This window comes from Micromonospora yasonensis, assembly GCF_026013475.1.
GTDB lineage: Bacteria > Actinomycetota > Actinomycetes > Mycobacteriales > Micromonosporaceae > Micromonospora > Micromonospora yasonensis.
The window spans coordinates 36,064-47,563 of sequence record NZ_JAPDPH010000031.1 but is presented as its reverse complement, the minus strand read 5'-3'; the positions used below and the strand labels follow the sequence as shown (position 1 = coordinate 47,563).

Below are 11,500 nucleotides of genomic sequence, written 5' to 3'. Positions count from 1 at the left end.
GCGCCCCCCCCCCCCGGCCGCGACGGCCGCCCGCCGGTCCGTGGCCTGCAGCAGCTCCGCCACCACGGACGCGAGCTCGACCGCCTGCCGGTGGTTCAATCGGGGATCGCAGGCCGTCTCGTACCGGCTGGGCAGGTCGCTCTCGCGGATGTCCTGCGCCCCACCGAGGCACTCGGTGACCTCGTCCCCGGTCAGCTCCAGGTGCAGACCGCCCGGGTGGGTGCCCAGCGCCCGGTGTACCTCGAAGAAGCCGACCACCTCGTCCACCAGGTCGTCGAACCGGCGGGTCTTGTAGCCGCCGGCCGTCTGCACCGTGTTGCCGTGCATGGGGTCGCACTGCCACACCACCTGGCGCCCGGTGGCGGCGACCGCCTGGACGAGCTCCGGCAGCACGTCGCGTACCCGCTTGCTGCCCATCCGGCTGATCAGCGTGATCCGCCCGGGCACCCGGTGCGGGTCGAGCCGCTCGACGTACGCCACGGCGGTGGCCGGGTCGGTGCCGGGCCCCAACTTCACCCCGATCGGGTTGGCCAGCAGCTCGGCGAAGGCAATGTGAGCGCCGTCGAGGTCCCGGGTCCGCTCCCCGATCCACAGGAAGTGGCCGGACAGGCCGTAGAGCAGCGACTCTCCCCCGGAGTCGTCCAAGCGCAGCATGGCCCGCTCGTAGTCCAGCAGCAGCGCCTCATGGCTGGCGAAGACCTCGGGGGCCTGCCAGGCCAGGTCGTGCGGGTCGGCGTCGGGCCGTCCCCGCAGCCTGCGGGCGCTGATCGCCCGCACCAGGTTCATCGTGGAGCTGGCATTGGCGTACGCGCGCAGCATCCGGCTCGGGTCGGCCATCCGGGCCCGCGTCGTCTGCGCCGGTGAGTTGACCATGTCGCCGCGGTAGACCGGGAACCCGCTCTCGTCGGTCGCCGCCGAACGGGGCTTCGCGCACTGCCCGGCGAACCGCCCGACGGTGACGACGGGCCGCCCCGACTCCCCGGTCAGCACCGCGCCCATGTGCAGCAGCGCCTGGATGTTGCCCCGCACGTGGGCCTCGGTGTTGCCGATGAAGGTCTCCGCGCAGTCCCCGCCCTGGAGCACGAACGCCTCACCGGCGGCGGCCCGGGCGAAGTAGTCCCGCAGCCGGTCCACCTCGTCGGGGAAGGCGATCGGCGGGACCTCCCCGAGCATCCACCGAATCGTCGCGGCCAGCTCGGGATCGGGCCAGGACGGCTGTTGTTTGGCGGGGCGGGCCAGCGCGGTATCCAGCCGCGACCGCACCTCGGCGGGCCATTTGCCGTAGGCGTGCTGCGCCCCCGGCACCCCCGCGAGGTTCAGAAGGCCCTCCGCGTCCGACGACGGTTCCGCGGCGGGCGGGTGGTTCGAGACCTTAACCATGGATATGCACCTCGTCTGTCAGCTGATCGACGGCATCGTTTGGGGTGACCCGCCCTAGGCGCCGGATCAGCGCCCGTTGCGACCACGGCGCCGGCGGCCCGCCCTGGGCCGCCGGCGCCGTCGGCCAGGGTCAGACCCGGACCCGGATGTGGTAGTTGTCCAACCAGGCGTTGAACTGCAGGAGCATCTCGATGTTGGACCGGGCGGCGAAGGCCGCCGAACCGCCGGAGAGCTTCTCCGGGTGCCGGATGATCTCCCGCACCGCCTCGACGTTCATCAGCGGCGTCACCGGGGCGTCCGGGTCGGCCAACAGCTCGGTCAGCTCGACACAGAGCGCCTCGCCGTACTCGGGGTTGTGGGTAACCGGGAACGGCGACTTGTGCCGGTTGAGGATCGACTGCGGCAGCAGGTCCGCCGCGGCCGCCCGGAGCAGCCCCTTGCCGCGCTCGTCGGTGTCCTTCATCGCCCACGGGACGTTGAAGGCGTACTCCACCAGCTGGTGCGCCGCGTACGGCCAGCGCACCTCGAGCCCGACCGCGCCGCTCATCGTCTCGCTCTGCCCGAGCAGCACCTCCAGCCACCGGGTCAGGTGCAGGTAGGTGACCTCGCGCATCTTCCGGTCCAGCCCGGTCTCCCCCTCCAGGTACGGGACCTTGGCCAGCGCCTGGTGGTACATGTCCACGCAGTAGTTCGCCAGGTCCAGCTCCTTGAGCAGGGTGGTGTCCAGCAGGTCGGCGCCGAAGCCGACCCGGCCGCCCGCGGCGTGCGCCCTGGCCACCCAGGGCAGCGTGTCGGCCTCCATGATCTGCGGCTGGAAGACCCACGGGAAGCCGCCGAAGATGGCGTCCGACGGGTCGCCGTGCAGTACCACCCCGGCCTGGTGGCGTACCGCACGGCAGAGCAGGTAGAGCGAGGTGTTCATGTTGCCCAGCGGGCTCGGCAGGTCCTTGGCGTACAGGGTGGCCAGCCGGGGCAGCGGGTCCATCAACTCGGCGGTGTCCAGGGTGACCGTGGTCAGCTCGATCCCGGCGTGCGCCACCAGGTCGGCGACGAAAGGATCGTCCCGGGTGGCCCAGGTGGCGTCCGGCTTGAAGGTCTCGTCCTGCTTGGCGAAGCTCACCGTGAACGCCCGCGGCGACCGGCCGCCCCGCTCGGCCTGCTTGCGGGCGGCCAACGCGGTGACGGTGCTGGAGTCCAGGCCACCGGAGAGCATGGTACCCAGCGGGGCCTCGTCGGTGAGGTGCCGGTCGACCGACTCCTCCAGCAGCTCCCGGATGGTGGCGACCGTGGTGGGCAGGTCATCGGTGTGCGGCCGGCTGGTCAGCTCCCAGTACAGCTGGGTCCGGACGCCGCCCAGGGAGACCCGGACCAGGTGGCCCGGCGGGACCTGGCGCATGCCCTGGAAGACGGCCTCGCCGGGGGTCGCGGCCAGCGAGAAGAGCTCGCGCAGGCCGCCCGCGTCGACCGCCGCGGTGACCGACGGGTGGGCCAGCACCGCCTTGCGTTCGGAGCCGAACACCACCCCGGCGTCGGTCTCGACGTAGAACAGCGTGCGCATGCCGATCCGGTCGCGCACCAGCACCAGCTCCCGGGCCTGCTCGTCCCAGACCGCCACCGCGAACATGCCGTCCAGCCGCTCGGCGAAACCGGCGCCCCATTCCAGGTACGCGTGCCCGATGACCTCGGCGTCCTCGCCGCCACGGAACGCGTGCCCACGGCTGACCAGGTCACCGCGGAGCGACCCGGCGTTGTAGACCTGCCCGGCGTACGCGACGACCACGCGCCGGCCGTCCCGGCCCTCGACCACCAGCGGCTGCACGCCCCGGTCCCGTTCGCCGAGGTGCAGGCCCCGGCGACCGATGACGGCGTCTCGGCCGGTCCACACGCGTTCCTCGTGCGGACCCCGGTTCGCCATGGTGGCCGTCATGGCCCGCACGACGACGTCCTGGCCCGACAGGTCCCGGTCGAAGTCCACCCAACCCGCGATGCCCGACATTGCATCCCTTCCTTCCTGACAGGGTCAGTTCGTACGTTCCAGAGGCGCAGCCAGCCGGGGCCACGACGGGTTCCGGCCGGCTGCGCTGGCGCCGGCGGCGCCTCAGGGGTTCACCAGCTCCACCACGCCGGAGCTGCCGTCGACTGTGACGACCTGGCCGTCGTGCAGCCGGCTGGTGGCGTTCCCGGTGGCAAGCACGGCGGGTACGCGGTACTCGCGGGCGATGATCGCCGGGTGGGACAGCAGGCCCCCGTGGTCGGTGACCAGCGCGCCGACGCTGGGGAAGAGCATCGCCCACTGTGGGTTGGTCTCGGGGCAGACCAGCACGTCGCCGGGGCGCAGCCGGTCGAAGTCCGCCTCGGTGCGGATGACGCGTACCGGGCCGGTGTAGCGGCCCCGGGAGCCGGCGATGCCGCGTAGCACCGAGCCGTCGCCCTCGGTCGCGGTGCCGTGGGCGCGCTCCCCGGAGACCTCCCGCCACGCCCAGAGGCCGATCTCCAGGATCCGCCGGGCCTCCGGCGGCAGGCTCGCCATTCGGGCGGCGATGTCGCCGCCGCCGTGCGAGGCGTCGCCGTACCCCTTCGGGCCGGGGTGCGTCAGCGCCCAGGCCCGCTCGGCGCGCCGGTCCCCGGCCAGGCCCCGCTGGTCGGCGCCGTCGCGCAGGGCCGCCTCGACCTCCGCGCGTTCGAGCAGGAAGACGTCGTCGCGGTCGGCGATCAGGCCGCGGTCGACCAGGCGCGCGCCGAACTCCAGCACGGCCTGGCGGACCAGTGCTCCGGCCAGCTGGGTCAGGTAGTGGCTGTCGTCCCGGGCCGGCGCCGCCCACTGGGCCCGGCCGAGCAGCCGCTCGAACCGGTCCCGGTCCTCGTCTGGGTGGTCGGCCAGCGCGGTCCGCGCCGCCGCCTCGGCCCGGGTACGCTCGCGCACCAGCGCCACCCGGTCGGCGGCGGGGTCGAAGTGCTGGTCGAGCTGGCCGCGGATCAGGTTCAACACCAGCGCCGGCCGCTCCGCCACGGTCGGCTCGGTGATGTCCATGCCGAGCGTGCGGTGGCCGTACTCCCGCTGGTAGGTAACGAAGGCCGTGGCGAAACCGGGGTCCACGGCCGCCAGCCGCTCGACCAGGTCGTCGCCGGGCTCCTCGTCGGCGAGCCGCTCGACCAGTTCCCGCAGCTCCGCCCGTTCCCGGACCAGCCCCACCAGCTCGGCCAGGCGGTACGACGGCTCAGTGGTCTTGCCCTGCAGACCGAGCAGCAGGTTCAACGTCTCCGGCGCGTCCCAGCCGAGCAGGTCGCGGGCGGCGATGCCCAACTCGCCCAGCACGAAGGTGCCGGAGCCGCCGGTCTGGAAGTGCGCGGTGAGTGACGCCCGCCAGACGGCCATCGTCTCGTCCAGGTGCTCGGCCAGCTCGCCGTCGGTCATCACCGGCAGCTGGCGGTTGTCGCGCAGCTCGGCGATCGAGAGGGTGAGCTTCGGCTCGACGGTTCCGTAATAGCGGCGGTAGAAGGTGGACGGTTCGTCGGCCCGGGCCGCGGCGACCGCCCGACCCAGCTTCGCCTTGATCCGCTCCGGGTCCTTCAGCGGCACGAACTGCGCGTAGAGCCAGCCGCCCAGTTCACAGAACTCGATCTTGTCGCCGATGCTGTACGGAAACAGGTTCGAGGTCAGTTCGTGCAGGTCGGACAGCATCAGTGAGCGAAACATCGGCGACAGCGGCTCAGGGGCGTAGTTGCTGCGCTCCCACACGCCCGGCGGCGGCTCGACCCGCGCCGGGGCCGCATCCGCCAGGTACTCGGGCAGCGCGGTGATCGGCCGGGCCTGCACCAGCCAGGGCACCCCGCCGGCGAGCGCCCACTCCACGTCCTGCGGCGCGCCGAAGTACGCCTCCACCCGCCGGGCCAACTCGGCCACGGCCAGCGCCTGTTCGGCGGTGATCGCGTCGTCAGCGGTGTGCGTACGGGTGGCCACCCCGCCCCGCACCGACCACTGGTCAGGGGTTGCCTCGCCAGCGACCAGCCGGTCGCCGAGGCCGGGCACCACGTTGATCAGCACCTCGTCGCGGTCTCCGGTGACCGGGTTGGCAGTGAACGCGACGCCCGCCGCCTCGGCGGGCACGAGCTGCTGAATCAGCACGCTCATCCGGGTCTGCGCGTGGTTGCCCTTCGCCTCCGCGTACACGCCGACCCGCTCGGCGAAGGCGGAGTCGACGCAGAACAGTACGGCTTGGACCAGCTCGTCGGCGCCGACCACGCCGAGCACCGACTCGTACTGGCCGGCGTACGAGGCGTCGGCGGTGTCCTCGGCGGCGGCGGAGGACCGCACCGCCCAGGGCCCGGGGTTCGCCGCGGCCAGCCCGACGAGCTCGTCGACGAGCTCGTCGGGCAGCCGCGACCCGCCGTCCGCCGTCGGGGAGATCCCCCGCAGCTGATCGGCCTCGATCACGACACCGTCGGGCACCGGGAAGCGGGCGCGCAGCAACTCGCCGAGCACAGCCGCCTTCCGACCCACGCGGTCGGTGTCCTCCTGACCGACCGCGACGAGCGGCCGCACGACGTGTGTGGGGGCAGTCATCTGAAGATCTCCCTCGGAATTGGTGGCTACGAGCCGCCCGGCCGCTACCGCTCGGCAGTGGACAGCTGCGAGATGCAGGTCAGCAGGCTCTTCGCGAAGTGCTCGCGGAACTTTTCCGGCGAGCTGGTGTCCCGCGGCGTGGCGAGGTACGGCTGGAGCTTCTCCTCGAGGATGTGCACCCCGCGCTGCTGGCCCATGTGCCGGCCGACGTCGGCGAGCTCGCCCTCGTAGTGGATGAACCGGACCAGGGTGGCGTCCTTGATGAACACCGCGGTGCCCAGCAGCCGGCCGACCTCGTTGCCCTCGTCGTCGGTGAAGACGGGGGTCTCCGCCCGCTTGAAGTTGCTGAACAGCTCGGTGATTTCCTTCTCGTATCCCGGTAGGACGTCGTAGGTGATGGCCGCGTACGGCATGGCTTTCCTCCCTTGTCAGTAGCTGGCGACGACTTCGTAGAGGCCGAACGGGTTGCCCCGGCGGCGGTCCTGGTAGGGGCGCAGCGGTGCGGTGGTGTCCCGGTGGTTCGGCCCCTCCTCCCAGGCATGGAAGGCGGTGAGGCTCTCCCACTCGCTCATCACGATGTAGCCGGCGGGTTCGGTGACCGACCGCATGAGCTGGTTGGCGACCAGGCCCGGGGTGCCCGCGAGGTCGCCGCTGATCCGGTGGTACGCCTCGTTGACGGCGTCGGGCTCGGTCTCCGACGGCGCCAGGTAGAGCAGCACCTTGACCCGTGGCTCGGTCACCCCCGGGCTCCCGTCCCGGTCAGCCCGTGGAGCAGGTGCATCGTGGTCATCGAGCCCTTCGCCCGGTACGGGTGCAGCTTCTGCCGGTGGACCAGGTGCTCCTCGCTCTCCTCGTAGGTGCGGAAGCCCGGCTCGTCGGTCCAGTCGCTGACGATGTAGTAGACGTCCTGCTCCTCGGCGCTGCGGGACAGCCACTGGCCGAGGTTGGCCGGCTGGTCGGTGATGACCGACGCGCCGTCGCGCCACGCCTGCTCGAACTCCGGTCCCATGCCGGGGCGGATCTCCATCCGGAGGGTCACCCGGAAGGCGCTCTGCTCGGTCATGATCAGATTCCTCCGTCCACATTCAGCGTTTCGCCGGTGATGTAGCTGGAAAGGTCGCTGGCCAGGAAGAGCGCGGCGCCGGCGATCTCGTGCGGCCGGCCCAGGCGGCTCAGCGAGGTCTTCTCCTCGTACCGGGCCCGGATGGTCTCGGGCAGCGGCGCGTTCTCCGGCTCGATGACGCCCGGTGCCAGCACGTTGACCCGGATGCCCTTCGGGCCGAGCTCCTTGGCCAGGGATCGGGCCAGGCCGACCAGGCCGGCCTTGGAGGCGGTGTAGTGGGCGCGCAGCGGGATGCCGATGAGGGCCGAGCGCGAGCCGATGACGATCACCGAGGCGCCCGGGGCGAGCAGCGGCAGGGCGCTCTGGATCAGCAGGTAGTTGGCGGTCAGGTTGGTGGTGAGCACCCGGGTCCAGTCCTCGGCGCTCAGCTGTGCGAAGGGCACGTGCGAGATGGCGCCGGCGTTGCCGATGATCACATCCAGCCCGCCGAGGCGGGTCCGGGCGATCTCGATCAGCTCGTCGACGCCGGCCTGGGTGCTGATGTCGGCGGCCACCACGTGGTGGTCGCCGCCGATCTCCTTCAGCTCGGTGGCCAGGCTCACCGCCGCCTCGTCCTGGCTACGCGAGCAGGTGAGCACCTGCGCGCCCGCCTTGGCGAAGGCGAGGGCGATACCCCGGCCGATACCCTTGGTGCCGCCGGTCAGCAGCACCCGCTTGCCGGTCAAGCCGATGTCCATGACGTCTCCTTGGCTTCGTGGTGGAAGGTTGTGGGGGCCCCGCCGGCGCCGGCTCGGGGGGTGACCGGCGGCCGGCGGGTCCGGTCCGAGTGGCGGTCAGGCGGAGGTGAGCGCGGCGGCCTCGGCCTCCAGCAGCCCCTTGATCCGCTCCATCTGGATGGCCGTGTTGCGGTTGAGCCGGTCCTGCATGGCGTCGTCGCCGATCGGCGCGGTCGGCTTCATCTCGAAGTCCTGCACCCAGCGCATCCGCACGCCGTCGCCCTCCGGCAGGTACTCCCAGAACAGAAACATGTACTTGAACGGGCCGGGCTCGACCCGCTGGGAGCGGGTGGTCCGGGTGGCCAGGTCGGCGGTGCGCTCGGAGACCCAGCTCCACATGATCCCGTTCTCGTCCGGGTGCATGGTCAGCCGGAACCGGACCGTCGCGCCGTCCCGGGCGATGACCTCGGCGGCGGCGTACTCGCTGAACAATTGCGGCCAGCCGGCGATGTCGTTGGTCCGCTCCCAGACCAGGTCCATGGGCGCGGCGATGAAGACCGAGTTGTCGGTGTGGCCAGCCATGTCAGGCCACCCCGACCGGTGCGTTGACGAAGTCCAGCAGCTCGCGCGGTGTCTCCAGCTCAAGGACCTTGTCGTCGGCGATGGCCACCGCGGTCCGGTCCTTGATCAGCGCCGCGATCTGGAGCCGGGCCAGCGAGTCGTAGCCGAGATCCTCCATCGGGACGTCGGTGATGTCGGCGTACAGGTCGACGCCGTCCTCCACCCCGCAGGTCGTCATGATCTCCCGTAGGTCGTCCAGGGTCAGCATGTGCTCCTCCTTCGTGTGCTCACGGGGCCGTGACGACGACCGCCGAGTTGAATCCACCGAAGCCGCGGGCGAGCACCAGCACCGTCCGCAGCCGGGCCGGCCGGGGCTGCTCGCCGACCAGGTCGAGCCCGTGCTCCGCAGCCGGGTGCACGCGCGGGGTGGGCGGGATGACCTGGTCGCGGATCGCCAGCAGGGCGGTCACCAGGTCGAGGGCGCCGCCGCCGGCGTACAACCGGCCGGTGGTGACCTTGGGGGCGGTGACCGGCACGCCGCGCGGGCCGAACAGCTCCCGCAGCGCCGCCGACTCGGCCGCGTCGAGCTCCGGCGTGCCACCGGCGTCCGCGAAGACCGCGTCCACCTCGGTCACGTCGACGCCTGCGTCGGCCAGGGCCAGCCGGGCCGCCCGGCCCAGGGTGGGACCGCGACCGCTGTCCGGACGCGGGTCGAACGTCGCCGCGTAGCCGGCGATCCGCCCGTACACCCGGGACACGCCGCGCGACCGGGCGCTCTCCTCGTCCTCCAGGATCGCCATCCCGGCGCCCTCGCCGGGCACGTAGCCGGACGCGTCGGCGGCGAACGGTAGGTAGCCGGTGGCCGGGTCCGCGCCGGTGCTGAGCAGGCCGTTGGCCTGCTGGCAGACCACCGCGTACGGGGACAGCGGCGCCTCGCCGCCGCCGGCGACCACCAGCCGCGCCCCGGCGCGCAGCACCCGGCGGGCGTGGCCCACCGCGTCCAGCCCGCCGGCCTGCTCGCTGACGAGCACGCCGCACGGTCCCCGCATCCCGTGCCGGATCGAGATCTGGCCGGTGGTCGCCGCGTAGAACCAGGCGATCGACTGGAACGTGGTGACGTGCTGCGGTCCCCGGCTCCACAGGCTGCCCAGCTCGCCCTGGCCGAACTCGTTGCCGGCGCTGGAGCTGGCTGTCACCACGGCGAGCTCGTAGTCGGAGATCCCGGTGTCGGCCAGCGGCAGCGCCGCCGCGTCCTTCAACGCCTCCTCGGCGGCGACCATGCCGAAATGCGTCCACCGGTCGGTCTGCACCGTCAGGCGGCTGGACATGTGATCGGTGGCGGTGAAGCCGACCACCTCACCGGCCAGCCGCAGCTGGTAGGTGCTGGCGTCGAACCGGGAGATCGGCCGGATGCCGGAGACGCCACGTAGGGTGTTGGCCCAGTACTCCTCGACATCCGCGCCGGTCGGCGCCACCACGCCGAGCCCGGTGACCACTACCGTCATCTCGCCCTCCCCGGATGGGTCAGAACCATCGCGGTCTGGAAGCCGCCGAACCCGCTGCCGACGCTGAGCACCGCGTCGACCGGGACGTCCCGGGCGGTCAGCGGCACGTAGTCCAGGTCGCACTCCGGGTCCGGCGTGTGCAGGTTGGCCGTCGGCGGGACGACCTGGTTGTCCAGGGCGAGCGCGCAGGCGGCGAGTTCGATCGAACCGATCGCACCGAGCGAGTGGCCGACCATCGACTTGATGGAGCTCACCGGCACCCGGTACGCGTGCTGGCCGAGGCTGGCCTTGAACGCGGCGGTCTCGTGCCGGTCGTTCTGCCGGGTGCCCGAGCCGTGCGCGTTGACATAGTTGATGTCCTCGGCGCGCAGCCCGCCCTGCCGCAGGGCGATGCGGATGGCCTCGGCCATCTCCCGCCCGTCCGGCTTGAGCCCGGTCATGTGGTACGCGTTGCTGCGGCTGGCGAACCCGGCGATCTCGCCGTAGATGTGCGCGCCGCGCTTGCGGGCCTGCTCGTACTCCTCCAGCACCAGCACCGCCGAGCCCTCACCGATGACGAAGCCGTCCCGGCGCAGGTCGAACGGGCGGGAGGCGTGCTCTGGGTCGTCGTTGTTGGGAGTGGTGGCCCGGATCGCGTCGAAGCTGGCGAGCGAGATCGGGGAGATCGGCGCCTCGGTCGCGCCGGTCACCACCACGTCCGCGGAGCCCTCCCGGATCAGCTCCGCCGCGTAGCCGACGGAGTCCAGGCCGGAGGTGCAGCCGGTGGAGATGGTGGCGACCGGCCCCTCCGCCCCGCACAGCCACGCCACCTCGGCGGCGAAGGTGCTGGGGACCAGGTACTCGTACAGCTGGGGCACCCTCGGCGTGGGGTCGACCACCCAGTCCCGGCCCGAGGAGCTCGCCACGACGAACTCGGTCTCCAAGCCGATGGTGCAGCCGACCGCGCTACCGATGGCCACCCCGGTACGCTCCGGCACCAGCGAGCCGAACTCCAGGCCGCTGTCCGCGATCGCCTCCCGGGCGCTCACCACGACGAACTGGGTGGCCCGGTCCATCCGGCGCGCCTCGTCCGGGGTCAGTCCCTCCTTGACCGGGTCGAAGTCGCACTCGGCCGCGACCCGGGAACGGAAGGCGGAGGCGTCGAAGCTGCTGATGGCCCGGGTAGCCGTGCGGCCCTCGGTGAGCAGGTTCCAGAACGCCTTGGTACCCACCCCACCCGGCGCGGTGACGCCGATCCCGGTGATCACCGCTCGGCGGTCGGTCATCTCTCGCCTCCGACCAGCACCTGCGGCTGTTCGGTGTCCAGCACCGACTCCGTGTCGACGTGGCCGAGCTCCGGCTTGGGCGCCAGCGGGCACAGGTGGAAGACCACCTCCGCCGGCTCCTGGCCGTGGTTCTCCACCCGGTGCCGGGCGTTGATCGGCACCAGCAGCCCCTCGCCGGCGGAAACCTCCACCGGCTCGTCGTCGACCCGCACCACGATGGCGCCCTTGACGACGTAGAGGAACTCCTCGGAATAGGGGTGGTAGTGCTCGGTCACGTATTCACCCGGCTGCAAGGACAGGCAACCGAGGAATCCGGTGGTGGCGCCGGCGGTGGCGGGGCCGAGCACGACACGGATTTCGCCACCCCGCCGCCGGTTCACCGCAACGTCGGCTGCGGCGACCTTGGCAACCTTGACTCCGGACATTGCGTTGCTCCTTATCTGACG

At 72.0% G+C, this 11,500-nt stretch carries 12 protein-coding genes; all 12 read right to left on the bottom strand.

Features of this window, described 5'->3' with window-relative positions; translation table 11 throughout:
• A partial coding sequence (locus ONA70_RS09815; RefSeq protein WP_265006040.1) for a 3-deoxy-7-phosphoheptulonate synthase occupies positions 1-1,380 on the bottom strand: 1,380 nt, incomplete at its 3' end.
• Positions 1,381-1,510: 130 nt separating this feature from the next.
• Complete coding sequence (gene asnB / locus ONA70_RS09810) at positions 1,511-3,376, bottom strand: asparagine synthase (glutamine-hydrolyzing) (protein WP_265006039.1); 1,866 nt, start codon at positions 3,374-3,376, stop codon at positions 1,511-1,513.
• Positions 3,377-3,478: 102 nt separating this feature from the next.
• On the bottom strand, positions 3,479-5,944 hold the full coding sequence (locus ONA70_RS09805) for a PEP/pyruvate-binding domain-containing protein (protein ID WP_265006038.1): 2,466 nt from the start codon (positions 5,942-5,944) through the stop codon (positions 3,479-3,481).
• Positions 5,945-5,988: 44 nt separating this feature from the next.
• A complete protein-coding gene (locus ONA70_RS09800; protein WP_265006037.1) occupies positions 5,989-6,357 on the bottom strand; it encodes a SchA/CurD-like domain-containing protein in 369 nt (122 codons plus the stop codon).
• A gap of 15 nt (positions 6,358-6,372) precedes the next feature.
• Positions 6,373-6,684 carry an antibiotic biosynthesis monooxygenase family protein gene (locus ONA70_RS09795; protein ID WP_265006036.1) on the bottom strand — a complete coding sequence of 104 codons (312 nt, stop codon included), beginning with the start codon at positions 6,682-6,684 and terminating at the stop codon, positions 6,373-6,375.
• Positions 6,681-7,007 (bottom strand): antibiotic biosynthesis monooxygenase family protein, encoded by a 327-nt coding sequence (locus ONA70_RS09790; protein WP_265006035.1) that lies wholly within the window; start codon positions 7,005-7,007, stop codon positions 6,681-6,683. The genes ONA70_RS09795 and ONA70_RS09790 overlap by 4 nt, the downstream gene beginning before the upstream one ends.
• Positions 7,008-7,009: 2 nt before the next feature.
• The gene (locus tag ONA70_RS09785; protein ID WP_265006034.1) at positions 7,010-7,744 is read right to left on the bottom strand and encodes an SDR family NAD(P)-dependent oxidoreductase; all 735 of its coding nucleotides are present in this window, start codon (positions 7,742-7,744) and stop codon (positions 7,010-7,012) included.
• A 96-nt stretch (positions 7,745-7,840) separates the two neighbouring features.
• On the bottom strand, positions 7,841-8,305 hold the full coding sequence (locus ONA70_RS09780) for an SRPBCC family protein (protein WP_265006033.1): 465 nt from the start codon (positions 8,303-8,305) through the stop codon (positions 7,841-7,843).
• A gap of 1 nt (position 8,306) precedes the next feature.
• A complete protein-coding gene (locus ONA70_RS09775; protein ID WP_265006032.1) occupies positions 8,307-8,552 on the bottom strand; it encodes an acyl carrier protein in 246 nt (81 codons plus the stop codon).
• A gap of 19 nt (positions 8,553-8,571) precedes the next feature.
• Positions 8,572-9,789 (bottom strand): ketosynthase chain-length factor, encoded by a 1,218-nt coding sequence (locus ONA70_RS09770; RefSeq protein ID WP_265006031.1) that lies wholly within the window; start codon positions 9,787-9,789, stop codon positions 8,572-8,574.
• Positions 9,786-11,054 (bottom strand): beta-ketoacyl-[acyl-carrier-protein] synthase family protein, encoded by a 1,269-nt coding sequence (locus ONA70_RS09765; protein ID WP_265006030.1) that lies wholly within the window; start codon positions 11,052-11,054, stop codon positions 9,786-9,788. Before ONA70_RS09765 ends, ONA70_RS09770 begins: the two co-directional genes overlap by 4 nt.
• Entirely contained in the window at positions 11,051-11,479 is a 429-nt protein-coding gene (locus ONA70_RS09760) for a cupin domain-containing protein (RefSeq protein ID WP_265006029.1), read from the bottom strand. The genes ONA70_RS09765 and ONA70_RS09760 overlap by 4 nt, the downstream gene beginning before the upstream one ends.
• Positions 11,480-11,500 lie beyond the last annotated feature (21 nt).